The following is a 15,770-nucleotide window of genomic DNA, read 5'->3' as shown; positions in this document are numbered from 1 at the left end:
GTGGAAGCGGCCGTGATGCACGACGACGAGCTGATCGAGAAGTTCCTGACGCACGGCGCCGACTCGCTGACGGTCGACGAGATCCGCCACGCGATCCGCGCGGCGACGATCAAGATGCAGTTCTGCCCGGTGCTCTGCGGCGCCTCGTTCAAGAACAAGGGCGTGCAGGCGCTGCTCGACGCGGTCATCGACTACCTGCCGTCGCCGCGCGACGTGCCCCCGATCAAGGGGCACCTGCCGCACCACGACGAGACGTACGCGACGCGCGACGTGGCCGACGACGCCCCGTTCGCCGCCCTGGCGTTCAAGATCGCGACCGACCCGTTCGTCGGCCGCCTGACGTTCTTCCGCGTCTACTCGGGCGTCCTGAAGGCCGGGTCGCACGTGTACAACAGCAGCAAGGACAAGCGCGAGCGCATCGGCCGCCTCCTCCAGATGCACGCCAACAAGCGTGAGGAAATCGAGGAAGTGCGCGCCGGCGACATCGCCGCGGCGATCGGCCTGCGCGACACGCGCACGGGCGACACGCTGTGCGACGAGGACACGCCGATCATCCTCGAGGCCATGAAGTTCCCGACGCCCGTCATCGACGTCGCGGTCGAGCCGAAGACCAAGGCCGACCAGGACAAGATGGGCATCGCGCTGAACAAGCTCGCCGAGGAAGACCCGACCTTCCGCGTCCACACGGACGCCGAGACGGGGCAGACGATCATCTCGGGGATGGGCGAACTGCACCTCGAGATCATCGTGGACCGCATGATGCGCGAGTTCAAGGTGGACGCCAACGTCGGCCGCCCGCAGGTGGCGTACCGCGAGACGATCCGCAAGCGCGTCACGAAGGTCGAGGGCAAGTTCGTCCGCCAGTCCGGCGGCAAGGGCCAGTACGGCCATGTCGTCATCAACGCGGAGCCGGCCCCGGTCGGGCACGGCTACGTGTTCGAGGACAAGATCGTGGGCGGCGTGATCCCCCGGGAATACATCTCCCCGGTGGAGGCCGGCATCAAGGAAGCGCTGGAGAACGGCATCCTGGCCGGCTACCCGATGGTCGACGTGAAGGTCGAGCTGGTCTACGGCTCGTACCACGACGTCGACTCGAGCGAGATGGCGTTCAAGATTGCGGGGTCGATGGCCATCAAGGAGGCGGCGCGTGCCGCCCACCCGGTGATCCTCGAGCCCATGATGAAAGTCGAGGTCGTCACCCCGGAGCAGTACATGGGCGACGTGCTCGGCGACCTCTCGGCCCGCCGGGGCAAGATCGGCGGCATGATGCAGCGCGGAGAAGCGCAGGTGATCGCCGCCACCGTGCCGCTGAGCGAGATGTTCGGGTATTCCACGCGGCTCCGCAGCCAGACGCAGGGGCGCGCGGTCTACTCGATGGAGTTCTCGCACTACGAGGAAGTCCCGAAGGCAAAGATGGAAGAGATCGTCTCCAAGGCGAAGTAACCCCGTACCACCTTTTTTTCCACAGGACCATTTCCATGGCCAAGGCAAAGTTCGAGCGCACCAAGCCGCACGTAAACGTGGGCACCATCGGCCACGTCGACCACGGCAAGACGACCCTTACTGCCGCCCTCACGAAGGTGTCGGCCGAGAAGGGCTTCGGCACCAAGTACATCTCGTATGACCAGGTCGCGAAGGCGTCGGAGTCGCAGGGACGCCGCGACTCGACGAAGATCCTCACGATCGCCACGTCGCACGTGGAATACGAGACGGCCAACCGCCACTACGCGCACGTCGACTGCCCCGGGCACGCCGACTTCGTGAAGAACATGATCACGGGCGCCGCGCAGATGGACGGCGCGATCCTCGTGGTCTCGGCCGTGGACGGCCCGATGCCGCAGACGCGCGAGCACATCCTGCTCGCCCGCCAGGTGAACGTGCCGAAGGTGGTCGTGTTCCTCAACAAGTGCGACCTCGTGGACGACCCCGAGCTCCTCGACCTCGTCGAGCTCGAAGTCCGCGAGCTGCTCAGCAAGTACAACTTCGACGGCGACAACGCCCCGGTGATCCGCGGCGCCGCGATGCGCGCCATCGATGGCGACGAGAAGTGGGTCAACTCGATCCAGGAGCTCTTCGACGCGATCGACACGTGGATTCCGCAGCCGGTGCGCGAGGTCGACAAGCCGTTCCTGATGCCGGTCGAGGACGTGTTCTCGATCACGGGGCGCGGCACCGTGGCGACGGGGCGCATCGAGCGTGGCAAGGTGAAGACGGGCGACGAACTCGCCGTGGTCGGCTTCGGCTCGGACAAGAAGACGGTCTGCACGGGCGTCGAGATGTTCCGCAAGCTGCTGGACGACGGCCAGGCGGGCGACAACGTCGGCCTCCTCCTCCGCGGCGTGGACAAGAAGGAGATCGAGCGCGGCATGGTGCTCGCCAAGCCCGGCTCGATTCCGCCGCACACGAAGTTCGAGGCCGAGGTCTACGTCCTGACCAAGGACGAGGGCGGCCGTCACACGCCGTTCTTCAAGGGCTACCGCCCGCAGTTCTACTTCCGCACGACGGACGTGACGGGCTCGATCGAGCTGCCGGCCGGCACCGAGATGGTGATGCCGGGCGACAACGTCCAGATGGTGATCGAGCTGATCACGCCGATCGCGATGGAAGAGACGCTGCGCTTCGCCATCCGCGAGGGCGGGCGGACGGTGGGCGCTGGTGTGGTTACCAAGATTCTCAAGTAAGCAAGCGATGGCGGATGGCAGAAGGCAGATGGCAGATGCGTTCCAACTGAACACGTTCCGCCATCTGCCATCCGCCCTCTGACGTCACTCGCCGCCGATCAACTCTAGAGGCTACACATGGCTGGCAAGATTCGCATCCGACTGAAGGCGTTCGACCACGCCGTGATCGACCAGGCGAGCGCGGACATCGTCCGCACCGCCGAGAAGACCGGGGCGCAGGTGTCGGGCCCGATCCCGCTGCCGACGAAGACGCAGCGCTGGACCGTGCTGCGGTCGCCGCACGTCGACAAGAAGTCGCGGGAGCAGTTCGAGCTGAAGACGCACAAGCGCATGATCGACATCCTCGATTCGCGCGCGCAGACGGTGGACGCGCTCACGAAGCTGGACCTGCCGGCGGGCGTGGACGTCGAGATCAAGGTGGAATGACAGACGGGAGACGGGGGACGGGAGACGGGAGACGGCAACTGAGCCGACGACCGGCGCCGACCTCCGGCTAACAGTCCAACGGCCACGCAGCTCCGCGCACTCTGCGCGGGCGGCCGCGACTCACGAGAGGAATTCATGATCGGAATCATTGGCAAGAAGCTGGGGATGACCCAGATCTTCAACGAGGCGGGGCAGCAGATCCCCGTGACCGTCGTGGAGGCGACGCCGAATCCCGTCACCAAGGTGACGACCAGGGATGCGGCGGGCTTTGCCGCGGTCGAGCTCGGCTACGGCGCGCAGAAGACGCGCCGGGAGAGCAAGAAGGGGGAGCGCGAGCCCCGTGGCGTGCGCGCGAACCAGGCGGTGATCGGGCATGCGGCCAAGGCCGGCCTGTCGGCGGCGCCGCGCGTGCTCAAGTCGGTCCGCCTCGATGACGCGCCGGGCAAGAACCCCGAGGTCCCGACGTACAACGTCGGCGACGTGATCACCGTCGGCATCTTCGCCCCGGGCGAGATCGTCAAGGTGACCGGGACGTCCAAGGGACGCGGCTTCCAGGGTGTCGTGAAGCGCTACGGCATCGGCGGTGGCCCGAACACGCACGGCAACACGAAGCACCGTCGCCCGGGCTCGGTGGGCCCCGGCACCGATCCGTCGCGCGTCATCAAGGGCAAGAAGATGCCGGGACACTTCGGCAACGCGCGGCACACGCAGACCAATCTCCGCGTCGAGAAGATCGATGCGGATCGCAACCTTCTGTACATCCGCGGTGCGGTGGCCGGGCCGAAGAACGGCATCGTGCTCGTCCGCAAGCAGGGTTAATCCATGGCTGACACGATGCAATTCGAGGCGGCCGCTTTCACCGCGCTGGGGACGCCGCGCGAGAAGGTGAGCCTGCCGCAGGCGACGTTTGACGGCACGGTCAACGTGCCGGTGATGCAGCAGGCCGTGAAGGCGATGCTGGCCAACCAGCGCCAGGCGAACGCGTACACCAAGACGCGCGGCCTGGTGGTTGGCGGCAACCAGAAGCCGTGGAAGCAGAAAGGGACCGGCCGCGCCCGCCAGGGCTCGACGCGCGCCCCGAACTGGCCGGGCGGCGGCACGGTGTTCGGCCCGCACGGCGACCGCAACTATTCGCAGCACGTGCCCAAGCAGGTGCGGCAGCTGGCGCGCAAGAGCGCGTTCAACGCCCGCGCCCGCGAGAACGCGGTGCTGGTGATCGACCGCTTCGCGTACGACGCCCCCAAGACGTCGCAGCTGCACCAGCTGCTGGCGCGCCTTGGCGTGGCGCACGCGAACGCGCTGATCCTGACCGACGGCGTGAAGCCGAACGTCTACCTGAGCGGCCGCAACCTGCCGCAGGTGAAGGTGATGCCGTACAGCGACGCCTCGACGTACGACCTGCTCTGGTCGGACGTGGTGCTGGTGGAGGCGTCGGCGATCGGCCAGACGCTCTCGCCGGTGGCCGAGAAGGCGGTGGAGAAGGTGAAGGTCAAGAAGGCGTCGTCGCCGAAGTCGCCGAAGGCGAAGAAGGCGGCGGAGACGTCGAAGAAGGCGACCGCGAAGAAGGCCGCCGTCAAGAAGGCGCCGGCCAAGAAGGCCGCGGCGAAGAAGGCGCCCGCGAAGCCGGCCGCCGCCAAGAAGGCGCCGGCCAAGAAGGCGGCCGCGCCGAAGAAGAAGGGGAAGTAGCCGATGCCAAACACGTATCGCACGATTGTGCGCCCCATCGTCACCGAGAAGAGCTCGGCGGCGTTCCAGGACCGGGGCGAGTACACGTTCGAGGTGCATCCGGAGGCGAACAAGGCCGCGATCAAGCAGGCCATCGAGTCGCTGTTCGGCGTGCACGTCACCGGCGTCTGGACGTCGCAGCAGCGCGGGAAGCCGCGCCGCGTGGGGCAGAGCATCGGGCTCCGTCCGCGCTGGAAGAAGGCCATCGTGACGCTCCGCGCGGGCGACTCGATCGAGATCTTTGAGGGCTAAGCCATGGGCATCCGTCAGTTCAAGCCGGTCACGGCCTCTTCGCGCTTCCGCAGCGTGTCGGACTTCGACACGATCACGCGGTCGACGCCGGAGAAGTCGCTGACCGAACCGTTGAAGAAGTCGGGCGGCCGCGACAACCACGGCCACATCGCCATGCGGCGTCGTGGCGGCGGGCACAAGCGGAAGTACCGCATCATCGACTTCAAGCGCAACAAGCACGGCGTGCCGGCGACGGTCACGCACATCGAATACGATCCCAACCGCTCGGCGCGCATCGCGCTGGTGCAGTACGCCGACGGGGAGCTGCGCTACATCATCCACCCGAAGGGGCTGGCGGTGGGCGACGCGGTGACGTCGGGCCCGGGCGCGGACGTGCGCACGGGGAACGCGATGCCGCTGAAGGAAGTGCCGCTCGGCACGTCGGTGCACAACGTCGAGATCACCCCGGGGAAGGGCGGCCAGATGGCGCGCTCGGCGGGGACGTCGGTGCAGGTCGTCGCGAAGGAAGGGGAGTACGTGACGCTGCGCATGGCCTCGAGCGAAATGCGCCTCGTGCACGGCAACTGCCTGGCGACGATCGGCGAGGTCGGCAACGCCGAGCACGAGCTGAAGTCGGCGGGCAAGGCGGGCGCGACGCGCTGGGCCGGACGCCGCCCGAAGGTGCGCGGTGAAGTGATGAACCCGGTGGATCACCCGCATGGCGGCCGCACGCGCGGCGGCCGGAACGTGGTGAGCCCGTGGGGCAAGAAGGAAGGCGTGAAGACGCGCAACAAGAAGAAGCCGTCGCAGCGCCTGATCGTCCGCGGCCGGAAGCGCGGCAAGGCCACGCAGAGCTAACCGGGACATCCATATATGGCACGCAGCATCAAGAAGGGCCCGTTCATCCAGGAAAGCCTGATGAAGAAGGTGCAGGGGATGAACGCCCGCAACGAGAAGAAGGTCGTCAAGACGTGGTCGCGCGCGAGCACGGTGCTCCCCGATTTCGTGGGGCACACGTTCGCGGTGCACAACGGGAACAAGTTCATCCCGGTGTACGTGACCGAGAACATGGTGGGGCACAAGCTCGGCGAGTTCGCGCCGACGCGCCTCTTCCGCGGCCACACGGCGGCGGGCAAGGCGGCGGATGCGAAGGCGAAGCCGGCTCCGGCCGCCGCGCCGGCGCCCGCCGCGAAGGGAGGGAAGTAAGCCATGGCCGAGGCACGCGCGATCCAGCGCACGACGCGCCAGAGTCCCTACAAGATGCGGCTGGTCATCGACCAGATCCGCGGCCTGGGGGTGAATGACGCGCTCGCGCTGCTGCAGTTCTCCAAGAAGCACGCCGCGAAGCAGATCTCGAAGGTGCTCAAGAGCGCCGTCGCGAACGCGGAGCAGGCCGCCCGGACGACGAATGCGTCGCTCGACGTGGACCAGCTGTTCGTGAAGCAGGCGACCGTCAACGAAGGGCCGAAGCTCAAGCGGTGGACGCCGGCGGCGATGGGCCGGGCGACGCCGGTTCACAAGCGGACGAGCCACATCGAGATCATCGTGGCCGAGAAGGAAGGGCGCTAATGGGACAGAAAACGAATCCGATCGGCTTCCGGCTGGGCGTCACGAAGGACTGGCGCTCGAAGTGGTTTGCCACGAAGGACTACCCGCAGCTGCTGAAGGAGGATGACCTCCTCCGGAAGTACCTGCGCCTCCGCCGGTTCCCGGGGAACGCGAGCCCGGCGATCGCCGACATCCACATCAGCCGCAAGCCGGGCAAGGTGGTGGTGACCCTGCACACCGGGCGGCCGGGCGTGGTGATCGGCAAGAAGGGCGAGGAAGTCGAGAAGCTGAAGTCCGAGCTGCAGCAGATCACGGGCAAGGACGTCGGCATCAACGTCGAGGAGATCAAGCGCCCGGAGATCGAGGCGCAGCTCGTCGCCGACAACATCGCCGCGCAGCTGGCGCAGCGCATCTCGTTCCGCCGCGCGATGAAGCGCGCGGTGCAGAGCGCGATGCGGATGGGCGCGGAGGGGATCAAGGTGAAGTGCGGCGGGCGCCTGGGCGGCGCCGAGATCGCGCGCGTGGAAGGCTACCGCGAAGGGCGGGTGCCGCTCCACACGCTGCGCGCCGACATCGATTACGCGACCAGCACGGCGAAGACGACCTTCGGGACGATCGGCGTGAAGGTCTGGATCTTCAAGGGCGAAGTGGTGGAAGGCCGTCGCGGCTCGTCCACGTACTCGTCTGACGCGTGAGGCGCTGACCGATGCTGAGTCCGAAGCGAGTCAAATTCCGCAAGATGTTCAAGGGGCGCACGCGCGGGCTGGCGACGCGCGGGGCCGAGGTGTCGTTCGGGCACTACGGCCTGCAGGCGCTCGAGCCGGGGTGGGTGACCAACCGGCAGATCGAGGCCGCGCGTGTGGCGCTGACGCGCCACGTGAAGCGCGGCGGCAAGGTGTGGATCCGCATCTTCCCCGACAAGCCGATCACGAAGAAGCCGGCCGAGACCCGCATGGGCAAGGGCAAGGGCTCGCCCGAGGGCTGGGTGGCCGTGGTGAAGCCCGGGCGCGTGCTGTTCGAGATCGAGGGCGTTGACAAGGAACTGGCCCAGAAGGCGATGGCGCTGGCCGCCGCCAAGCTGGGCATCCGCACCAAGTTCGTGGTCCGCGAGGAGGCGCACACCGCATGAAGGCCGGACAGATTCGCGACCTGAGCGGCGCCGAGATTGCGGCGCGCATCAAGGAACTGGAAGAGGAGCGGTTCCGCCTGCGTTTTCGGCGGGCGACGGAGCCGTTGGAAGACCCGCTGCGCCTGCGCGTGATCCGCAAGGACATCGCGCGGCTCAAGACCGTGCTGCGCGAGAAGGCCGCGGGCGCGGCCGCTGGCCGCTGACCCGAGGAGTGACCCATGGCTGAACAGACGAAGGCTGCTGCCGCTGCCCGTCCGGCGCGCAAGGTGCGCACCGGCAAGGTGGTGAGCGACAAGATGCAGAAGACGGTGGTGGTCGCGATCGAGCGTCGCGTGCCGCACCCGGTGTACGGCAAGATGGTGACCCGCACCACGCGGTTGAAGGCCCACGACGAGCAGAACTCGGCGAAGGTCGGCGACACCGTGCGGATCACCGAGACCCGCCCGCTGTCCAAGGACAAGCGGTGGCGCGTGGTCGACATCCTCGAACGCGCGCAGTAGGAGGACCGGGCCATGATTCAACAGGAATCCGTCGTGAAGGTTGCGGACAACAGCGGCGCGAAGCGCGCCCTGGTGATCCGCGTGCTCGGCGGCACGCGCCGCCGCTACGCGAAGCTGGGCGACCAGGTGATCGTGGCGGTGAAGGACGCGCTGCCGAACGGGACGGTGAAGAAGTCGGACGTCGCGCGCGCCGTGGTGGTGCGCACGGTGAAGGAGACCCGCCGCAAGGACGGGAGCTACATCCGCTTCGACGAGAACGCCGTCGTGATCATCGATGACAAGGGCGAGCCGCGGGCGACCCGCATCTTCGGCCCCGTCGCGCGCGAACTGCGCGAGAAGCGGTACATGAAGATCGTCTCGCTGGCGCCGGAGGTGCTCTAAATGCGTGTCCTGACCCACAAGAAGACCATGGGCTCGCGGCTGACGCGGCGTCATGCCATCAACGCGGAGCGCGAGAAGCTCCCCGTGACGAAGGGCGACGTCGTGCGCGTGATGCGCGGCGAGGACAAGGGCAAGGAAGGGAAGGTGATCCGCGTGCTGACCAAGAAGTCGCGCGTGGTGATTGAAGGCGTGAACATCGTGAAGAAGCACCGCAAGGCGCGCAACGCGGACGAGCAGTCGGGCATCATCGACATGCCGGCGCCGGTGCACGTCTCGAACGTGATGCTGCTCGATCCGAAGTCGGGAGCCCCGACGCGGACGCGCCGCCGGATCGACACCGACGGCACGAAGGAGCGCATCAGCGTGAAGAGCGGCGACGCGATCCCGCGCAACCGCTAAGGCCGAGGAACTGACTGATGGCAACGAAGGAAAAGACGGGCGCCTCCAAGGGCGGCGCGAAGGGCGGCAAGGGCGACAAGGGGAGCTCCATGCTCCCGTCGTCCCACAAGGGCGACAAGCTCCCGGCGCCGACGCCGCGCCTGCGCGAGTACTACGCGGCGACGGTGCGGCCGAAGCTGGCCGCGCAGTTCGGCCTCACGAACGTCCATGAGATCCCGCAGCTCGAGAAGATCGTGCTGAACGTGGGGATGGGCGAAGCGATCAAGACGCCGAAGGTGCTCGACACGGTGGTGGACGAGCTCGCGGTGATCAGCGGCCAGAAGCCGGTGCGCAAGAAGGCGAAGAAGTCGATCGCCAACTTCGGCCTGCGCCAGGGCCAGGAAGTGGGCGTGAGCGTGACGCTGCGCGGCGCGCGGATGTGGGAATTCCTCGACCGCTTCGTGTCGACGGCGCTCCCGCGCGTGCGCGACTTCCGCGGCCTCTCGACGCGCTCGTTCGACGGGCGCGGCAACTACTCGATGGGCGTGAAGGAACAGATGATCTTCCCGGAGATCAACTACGACCAGGTCGAGCAGATCCACGGGATGGACATCACGTTCGTCACCACGACGACCAAGGACGACCAGGCGCTCGCGCTGCTGCGCGAACTCGGCATGCCGTTCCGCGGCGACGAGAAGCCTGTCGTGGTCAAGCACTAACCGGACCGACTCCATGGCCAAGAAGAGCAGCATCGAGAAGAACGACCGCCGCAAGCAGATGGTCCAGCGCTACGCCGCCAAGCGGAAGGCGCTGAAGGCCGTCATCCAGAACCCGAATGCGTCGGACGAGGAGAAGACGGCCGCGCAGTTCGCGCTGCAGAAGCTGCCGCGCAACTCGTCGCCGAGCCGCATCCGCAACCGCTGCCAGATGACCGGCCGGTCGCGCGGCTACGAGGGCGCGTTCGGGCTGAGCCGGATCGCGCTGCGGGAGATGGCGAACAATGGGCTGCTGCCCGGGGTTCGGAAAGCGAGCTGGTAAGGCTGCCTGATGGCAGATGGCGGACGTCCGATGGCAGATCTGCCATCAGCCATCTGAAGTCTGCCATCCCTTCATTCACTTCCTACAGGTCCGCGGCGACGCGGAAACCAGAGGAGATCAGAGAAACACCATGAGCATGACCGATCCTATTGCCGATATGCTCACGCGGATCCGGAACGCCGTCGGATCAAAGCACCGTCGCGTGGACATGCCGGCTTCGAGAGTCAAGACCGAGATCGCCCGCCTCCTCAAGGAGTCGAACTTCATCTCGGACTACAAGATCGTCACGACCGAGAGCGGCGCGAATCTGCTGCGCGTCTCGCTCAAGTACGCGCAGGGCGGCCAGCCGGTGATCCGGGAGCTGCAGCGCGTCTCGAGCCCGGGGCTGCGCAAGTACGTCGGGGTCTCCGAGATCCCGCGGGTGCGCAACGGACTGGGCGTCGCGATCCTGTCCACCTCGCAGGGGCTGATGACCGACCGGCAGGCGCGCCAGGCGCGCACCGGTGGTGAGCTCCTCGCCATCGTCTGGTAGGGGGCCCTCCATGTCACGAATTGGAAAGCTCCCCGTGGACATCCCGGTCGGCGTGACGGTTTCCGTCGCGGGCTCGGTGGTGACCGTGAAGGGACCGAAGGGCGAACTGAAGCGGACGTTCAACCCGGCGATGCAGATCGCGGTGGCGGGGAGCCAGGTCACGGTCAACCGCCCGTCGGACGAGCCGTCGCACAAGTCGCTGCACGGCCTGTCGCGCACCCTGATCCACAACATGATCGAAGGGGTGACGAAGGGGTACGTGCGCCAGCTCGAGATCTCGGGCGTCGGCTACAAGGCCGAGCCGAAGCCGTACGGCCTGCTCTTCGCGCTGGGCTATTCGCACCAGATCGAGTTCAAGGCGCCGGCCGGGATCAAGCTGACCGCGCCGCAGCCGACGCAGGTGGTGGTGGAAGGGGCGGACAAGGAGATCGTGGGCCAGGTGGCCGCCGAGATCCGGTCGTTGCGCAAGCCGGAGCCGTACAAGGGCAAGGGCGTGCGCTATGCAGGTGAGCAGATCCGGCGCAAGGCCGGCAAGGCGGGAGGTAAGTAATGCCGATGCGTACACCGAAGACGGGCGCGGATCGTCGCGAGCGCCGTCATCTGCGCGTGCGGAAGAAGGTCACGGGGACGGCGGAGCGTCCGCGCCTCGTGGTGTTCCGCTCGCTGAAGCACATCTACGCCCAGCTCGTGGACGACGTGGCGCGTCGGACGCTGATGACCGTGACGGACAACGGCATCGACGGGAAGAAGTCGATCAAGTCGGTCGAAGTGGGCAAGAAGATCGCCGTGCAGGCCAAGGCCGCCGGCATCAGCAAGGTCGTCTTCGACCGCGCTGGCTACCAGTACACTGGCCGCGTGAAAGCGGTGGCCGATGGCGCCCGGGAAGCCGGGCTGGAGTTCTGATATGGCGGACGAGAAGAACGAAACGACGCATCATGCCGGCGGTGACACGCCGAGCACGCCGCGTCCCCAGAACCGTGGTGGCATGGGCGGCGGCGCCGGGCGTGGCCGCGGCGGGCCGGGCGCGGGACGTGGCGGACCGGGCGGTGGCCGTGGCCGTGGTGGCCCGGGCGCGGGCCGTGGCGGCCCCGGCGCGGGCCGTGGCGCTCCGGGCGGACCGGGCGGCCGTGGCGGCCGTGACGGCGGTCCCGGGCGCGACGCGCGCGGCGGCCGTGGTGGCGCGCCGGGCGACGAGCGTGAAGGCTCCGATCTGGTGGAGAACGTCGTCGCGATCAACCGCGTCGCCAAGGTCGTGAAGGGCGGCCGTCGCTTCAGCTTCAACGCGCTGGTCGCCGTGGGCGACGGGCAGGGGAAGGTGGGCGTCGCCAGCGGCAAGGCGAACGAAGTCTCCGAGGCGGTGCGCAAGGCCGTCGAGGCCGCGCGGCGCAGCATGGTGTCGATCCCGATGACGGGCGCGACGATTCCGCATGCCATCGTGGGCAAGCACGGCGCGTCCGAAGTGATGCTGAAGCCGGCGGCGCCGGGTTCGGGCGTCATCGCGGGTGGTGCGGTGCGCGCCGTCATGGAGTGCGTCGGCATCACCGACATCCTGACGAAGTCGCTCGGCTCCACCAATCCGTTCAACCTCGTGCGCGCCGCCCTCGACGGGCTGGTGTCGCTGACGACGGTCGAGCAGATCGCGCGCGAGCGCGGCGTCGAGCCGGCGTCGCTGGGCTACAAGTCACGCGCCAAGGGGAAGGAGGCCGTCTGATGCCGCGTACATTCGTGTGGCACCCCGGACGGGGACCCAAGAAGACTGCACCGAACACCCTGACCACGGGGAAGGTGCAGGTGAAGCAGGTTCGCAGCGGTTCCGGCCAGCCCAAGGTGATGCGGCTGACCCTCGAGGCGCTGGGCCTGAGGCACCACCAGGATGTCGTGGTGCACCAGGACTCGCCGTCGCTGCGCGGTCAGATCAAGCGCGTGCGTCATCTCGTCGAAGTGACGCCGGTGAAGGAGTAGATGATGGCTACGGAGAAGATCACGCTCAGCAACCTGGCGCCGGCGCCGGGGTCGCATCGCGACCGCAAGCGCATCGGCCGGGGCCCGGGCTCGGGCAAGGGCAAGACGGCCGGCAAGGGCCACAAGGGCATCAAGGCGCGCTCCGGCCACCACGGCCCGGGCGGCGGCAAGCCGCATTTCGAAGGCGGCCAGATGCCGATGACGCGCCGCATTCCCAAGCGCGGCTTCACCAACCCGTTCCGCGTCTCGTACCAGGTCGTCGGGCTCGATGACCTGGCGGCGGTGGGCGGCGAGGTGACGCTCGAGGCGCTGGCGGCCAAGGGACTTGCAACCAAGGGCCGTCCGGCCAAGGTGCTCGCCAATGGCGAGCTCACGGGCGCGGTGACGGTGCGCGGCCTCAAGGTGAGCGCCGCGGCGAAAGCCAAAATCGAAGCCGCCGGCGGCAAGGTCGAGGACTAATGGCGCAGGCTAATCCCGCAGCGACGCTGGCGAACATCTACCGGACGCCGGAGCTCTGGGAAAAGATCATCTTCACGTTCGTCTGCCTGCTGATCTATCGCGTGGGCAGTCACGTCACCGCCCCGGGCGTGGACGTCGTGGCGATGATGGACTTCTTCCAGAGCCAGCAGGGCGGGGGCTTCCTCGGCCTGTACGATCTGTTCGTCGGCGGGAACCTGTCGAAGGCGACCATCTTCGCCCTCGGCATCATGCCGTACATCTCGGCGTCCATCTTCGCGCAGATCGCGGGCGCGGTGCTCCCGACGGTCGAGAAGATGCAGAAGGACGAGGAAGGCCGGAAGAAGATCACGCAGTGGACCCGCTACGCCACGGTGGCGCTGGCGCTGGTGCAGGCGTGGGGCTTCGCGCTGTTCACCGAGTCGGTGCAGGGCGCCGTCTCGATGCCCGGCGCGACGTTCAAGTTCGAGATGGCCTGGATCCTCACGACCGGCGCCATCTTCGTCATGTGGCTGGGTGAGCAGATCACGGAGCGCGGCCTCGGCAACGGCGCCTCGCTGCTGATCTTCTTCTCGATCGTCGAGCGCTTCTGGCCCAGCGCGTGGCAGACGTTCAACTTCATCGGCACGGGGTCGCTGAGCCCGCTCGCGCTCGTCGCGCTGATCGCGCTGATGGTGGCGGTCGTCGCCGGCGTCGTGGCGATCACGCTGGCCGCGCGCCGCATCGCGATCCAGATCCCGCAGCGCACGATGGCCCGCGGCCGGATGCGCGAGGCCGCGCGCAACTTCATCCCGCTGCGCATCAACGCGTCGGGCGTGATGCCGATCGTCTTTGCGCAGTCGCTGATCGTCGTGCCGGGCGCCATCGCCCAGTTCAGCGGCAGCGAGCGGATGCGCGACTTCTCCGACCTGTTCGCGCCGGGGACGTGGCTCTACTTCGCGCTCTCCGCGGTGCTGATCATCTTCTTCACGTACTTCTACACGTCGATCATCTTCAACCCGGTCGACATCGCGGAGAACCTGAAGAAGCAGGGCGGCTTCATCCCGGGGATCAAGCCGGGCGCGAAGACCGCGGAGTATATTGATGAGGTGGTGAGCCGCATCACGCTGCCGGGCTCGATCTTCCTCACGGTCATTGCCCTGCTCCCGGTGTGGATTGCCGACATGATGGCGGTGCCGTTCCGGTTCGGCGGCACGTCGGTGCTGATCGTCGTGGGCGTCGCGCTGGACACGATCGCCCAGATGAACCAGCATCTGCTGCTGCGGAAGTACGACGGCTTCATGAAGAAGGGGCGCGTGCGCTTCCGTGGACGCCAGACGAGTGGTGATATCTTCTCTGGGGGGTAAGGCCTCATGATCGTTGTCCTGCTCGGGCCACCGGGTTCAGGCAAGGGGACGCAGGGGGAGCGGGTCGCCGCTGCCCTCGGCGTCCCCAAGATTTCTACGGGGGACGTGCTGCGCGCCGCCGCGAAGGCGGGGACGACGCTCGGCCTCGAAGCCAAGGCGTACATGGACCGCGGGGACCTGGTGCCTGACCCCGTCATCCTTGGCATCATGAAGGACGCGCTCGCGGCGCCGGAACAGGCCAGGGGCGTCGTCCTCGACGGCGTGGTGCGCACCGTGCCGCAGGCCGAGGGGCTGGCCCGCGTGGCGGCCGAGATCGGCAAGCGCGTCGACGTCGTGCTCCTCTTCGACATCGCCGACGAGGAACTCGTGGCGCGCCTGAGCTCGCGCACGACGTGCGGCGCGTGCCAGATGCCGTTCGCCGGGCGCCAGCCCGGCGAGACGCACGCGGAATGCCCGGCGAACCCCAAGGGGACGCTGGTGCGCCGCGCCGACGACGAGCCCGACTCGATCCGCAACCGCCTGCGGGTGTACAAGGCGCAGACGGAGCCGGTGGTGGCGTGGTACCGCGCCAACGGCGGCAACGTGGCGGCCATCGACGCGTCGGGGACGTTTGCCGAGGTCGAGGCGCGGGCCCTAAGGGCGGTCGGCTGTTGATCCAGCTCAAGAGCGCGCGCGAGATCGAGACGATGGCGGCGGGGGGGCGGATTCTCGCCCTCACGCATGCCCATCTGCGCACGCAGGTGCGCCCGGGCATCAGCACGGGCACGCTCGACAAGATCGCCGAGGACTTCATCCGCAGTCACGAGGGCGCCCTGCCGGCGTTCAAGGGGCTGTACGGCTTCCCGGGCGCCATCTGCATCTCGGTGAACGAGGAGATCGTGCACGGCATTCCCTCGCCCAAGCGCGTGCTTGGCGACGGCGACATCGTGAAGCTCGACGTCGGCGTGCAGTATCAGGGGATGTTCACCGACGCGGCGATCACGGTGCCGGTGGGCACCGTTGACCCGACGACGCAGCATCTGATCGACGTGACCGAACGGGCGCTCGACGCCGGCATCGAGCAGGCGATTGTCGGCAACTACGTGGGCGACATCGGGCACGCCGTGCAGTCGGTCGTCGAGCGCGCGGGGTTCAGCGTGGTGCGCGAGCTGGTGGGACATGGCGTGGGGCACCTGCCGCACGAGGATCCCCAGGTCCCCAATCACGGCAAGCCGCGGCGCGGGACGCGCATGCAGGCGGGACTGACCATCGCCATCGAGCCGATGGTCAATGTCGGCGGTCCGGCCACGCGCACGCTCGCGGACAAGTGGACGGTCGTGACGCTCGACGGCACGCGCAGCGCGCACGTGGAGCACACGGTGGCCGTGACGGACGAGGGACCGCGGGTCGTGACGCGGCTGTAGCAGGCGCCGGCGCGGGCGGCGCGCACGGGGCGCG

26 protein-coding genes are annotated in these 15,770 nt (G+C 67.8%); all 26 read left to right on the top strand.

Translation table 11 applies throughout. The annotated features are described in order from the left end of the window. Positions 1-1,443: elongation factor G (fusA, locus tag VGJ96_08400; protein ID HEY3287126.1), on the top strand; the 1,443-nt coding region annotated here is incomplete at its 5' end. A gap of 35 nt (positions 1,444-1,478) precedes the next feature. After that, entirely contained in the window at positions 1,479-2,681 is a 1,203-nt protein-coding gene (gene tuf, locus VGJ96_08395; protein ID HEY3287125.1) for an elongation factor Tu, read from the top strand. Positions 2,682-2,798: 117 nt separating this feature from the next. Continuing rightward, on the top strand, positions 2,799-3,107 hold the full coding sequence (gene rpsJ / locus VGJ96_08390) for a 30S ribosomal protein S10 (protein ID HEY3287124.1): 309 nt from the start codon (positions 2,799-2,801) through the stop codon (positions 3,105-3,107). A gap of 135 nt (positions 3,108-3,242) precedes the next feature. Next, positions 3,243-3,926, top strand: coding sequence for a 50S ribosomal protein L3 (rplC, locus tag VGJ96_08385; protein ID HEY3287123.1), 684 nt, complete (start codon positions 3,243-3,245; stop codon positions 3,924-3,926). A gap of 3 nt (positions 3,927-3,929) precedes the next feature. Beyond that, entirely contained in the window at positions 3,930-4,793 is an 864-nt protein-coding gene (gene rplD / locus VGJ96_08380) for a 50S ribosomal protein L4 (protein ID HEY3287122.1), read from the top strand. A gap of 3 nt (positions 4,794-4,796) precedes the next feature. Beyond that, complete coding sequence (gene rplW / locus VGJ96_08375; GenBank protein ID HEY3287121.1) at positions 4,797-5,084, top strand: 50S ribosomal protein L23; 288 nt, start codon at positions 4,797-4,799, stop codon at positions 5,082-5,084. A gap of 3 nt (positions 5,085-5,087) precedes the next feature. After that, entirely contained in the window at positions 5,088-5,921 is an 834-nt protein-coding gene (rplB, locus tag VGJ96_08370) for a 50S ribosomal protein L2 (protein HEY3287120.1), read from the top strand. 15 nt (positions 5,922-5,936) lie between these two features. Next, on the top strand, positions 5,937-6,269 hold the full coding sequence (rpsS, locus tag VGJ96_08365) for a 30S ribosomal protein S19 (protein ID HEY3287119.1): 333 nt from the start codon (positions 5,937-5,939) through the stop codon (positions 6,267-6,269). A 3-nt stretch (positions 6,270-6,272) separates the two neighbouring features. Continuing rightward, the gene (rplV, locus tag VGJ96_08360) at positions 6,273-6,632 is read left to right on the top strand and encodes a 50S ribosomal protein L22 (GenBank protein HEY3287118.1); all 360 of its coding nucleotides are present in this window, start codon (positions 6,273-6,275) and stop codon (positions 6,630-6,632) included. Then, positions 6,632-7,306 carry a 30S ribosomal protein S3 gene (gene rpsC, locus VGJ96_08355; protein HEY3287117.1) on the top strand — a complete coding sequence of 225 codons (675 nt, stop codon included), beginning with the start codon at positions 6,632-6,634 and terminating at the stop codon, positions 7,304-7,306. The genes rplV and rpsC overlap by 1 nt, the downstream gene beginning before the upstream one ends. An 11-nt stretch (positions 7,307-7,317) precedes the next feature. After that, positions 7,318-7,740 (top strand): 50S ribosomal protein L16, encoded by a 423-nt coding sequence (gene rplP, locus VGJ96_08350; protein ID HEY3287116.1) that lies wholly within the window; start codon positions 7,318-7,320, stop codon positions 7,738-7,740. Continuing rightward, positions 7,737-7,943 carry a 50S ribosomal protein L29 gene (gene rpmC, locus VGJ96_08345; GenBank protein HEY3287115.1) on the top strand — a complete coding sequence of 69 codons (207 nt, stop codon included), beginning with the start codon at positions 7,737-7,739 and terminating at the stop codon, positions 7,941-7,943. Before rplP ends, rpmC begins: the two co-directional genes overlap by 4 nt. A gap of 15 nt (positions 7,944-7,958) precedes the next feature. Then, complete coding sequence (gene rpsQ / locus VGJ96_08340; protein ID HEY3287114.1) at positions 7,959-8,240, top strand: 30S ribosomal protein S17; 282 nt, start codon at positions 7,959-7,961, stop codon at positions 8,238-8,240. A gap of 12 nt (positions 8,241-8,252) precedes the next feature. Then, complete coding sequence (gene rplN / locus VGJ96_08335; GenBank protein ID HEY3287113.1) at positions 8,253-8,621, top strand: 50S ribosomal protein L14; 369 nt, start codon at positions 8,253-8,255, stop codon at positions 8,619-8,621. A 27-nt stretch (positions 8,622-8,648) separates the two neighbouring features. Continuing rightward, the gene (rplX, locus tag VGJ96_08330) at positions 8,649-9,020 is read left to right on the top strand and encodes a 50S ribosomal protein L24 (GenBank protein HEY3287112.1); all 372 of its coding nucleotides are present in this window, start codon (positions 8,649-8,651) and stop codon (positions 9,018-9,020) included. Positions 9,021-9,109: 89 nt separating this feature from the next. Next, positions 9,110-9,718, top strand: coding sequence for a 50S ribosomal protein L5 (gene rplE / locus VGJ96_08325; GenBank protein HEY3287111.1), 609 nt, complete (start codon positions 9,110-9,112; stop codon positions 9,716-9,718). Positions 9,719-9,731: 13 nt separating this feature from the next. Next, a complete protein-coding gene (rpsN, locus tag VGJ96_08320; protein ID HEY3287110.1) occupies positions 9,732-10,037 on the top strand; it encodes a 30S ribosomal protein S14 in 306 nt (101 codons plus the stop codon). Between the two features lie 130 nt (positions 10,038-10,167). Further along, a complete protein-coding gene (gene rpsH / locus VGJ96_08315; protein HEY3287109.1) occupies positions 10,168-10,569 on the top strand; it encodes a 30S ribosomal protein S8 in 402 nt (133 codons plus the stop codon). 10 nt (positions 10,570-10,579) lie between these two features. After that, a complete protein-coding gene (rplF, locus tag VGJ96_08310) occupies positions 10,580-11,119 on the top strand; it encodes a 50S ribosomal protein L6 (GenBank protein ID HEY3287108.1) in 540 nt (179 codons plus the stop codon). Continuing rightward, the gene (gene rplR, locus VGJ96_08305) at positions 11,119-11,472 is read left to right on the top strand and encodes a 50S ribosomal protein L18 (GenBank protein ID HEY3287107.1); all 354 of its coding nucleotides are present in this window, start codon (positions 11,119-11,121) and stop codon (positions 11,470-11,472) included. The genes rplF and rplR overlap by 1 nt, the downstream gene beginning before the upstream one ends. A 307-nt stretch (positions 11,473-11,779) precedes the next feature. After that, positions 11,780-12,280, top strand: coding sequence for a 30S ribosomal protein S5 (gene rpsE, locus VGJ96_08300; GenBank protein HEY3287106.1), 501 nt, complete (start codon positions 11,780-11,782; stop codon positions 12,278-12,280). Continuing rightward, complete coding sequence (gene rpmD, locus VGJ96_08295) at positions 12,280-12,531, top strand: 50S ribosomal protein L30 (GenBank protein ID HEY3287105.1); 252 nt, start codon at positions 12,280-12,282, stop codon at positions 12,529-12,531. Before rpsE ends, rpmD begins: the two co-directional genes overlap by 1 nt. 18 nt (positions 12,532-12,549) lie before the next feature. Then, positions 12,550-12,990 (top strand): 50S ribosomal protein L15, encoded by a 441-nt coding sequence (rplO, locus tag VGJ96_08290; GenBank protein HEY3287104.1) that lies wholly within the window; start codon positions 12,550-12,552, stop codon positions 12,988-12,990. Further along, on the top strand, positions 12,990-14,333 hold the full coding sequence (secY, locus tag VGJ96_08285; GenBank protein ID HEY3287103.1) for a preprotein translocase subunit SecY: 1,344 nt from the start codon (positions 12,990-12,992) through the stop codon (positions 14,331-14,333). Before rplO ends, secY begins: the two co-directional genes overlap by 1 nt. 6 nt (positions 14,334-14,339) lie before the next feature. Continuing rightward, positions 14,340-14,987 carry an adenylate kinase gene (locus VGJ96_08280; protein ID HEY3287102.1) on the top strand — a complete coding sequence of 216 codons (648 nt, stop codon included), beginning with the start codon at positions 14,340-14,342 and terminating at the stop codon, positions 14,985-14,987. Further along, positions 14,984-15,736 (top strand): type I methionyl aminopeptidase, encoded by a 753-nt coding sequence (gene map, locus VGJ96_08275; protein ID HEY3287101.1) that lies wholly within the window; start codon positions 14,984-14,986, stop codon positions 15,734-15,736. The genes VGJ96_08280 and map overlap by 4 nt, the downstream gene beginning before the upstream one ends. Positions 15,737-15,770 lie beyond the last annotated feature (34 nt).

This window comes from Gemmatimonadaceae bacterium, from assembly GCA_036504815.1.
Lineage (GTDB): Bacteria > Gemmatimonadota > Gemmatimonadetes > Gemmatimonadales > Gemmatimonadaceae > PNKL01.
This window is presented reverse-complemented; position numbering and strand designations above follow the sequence as displayed.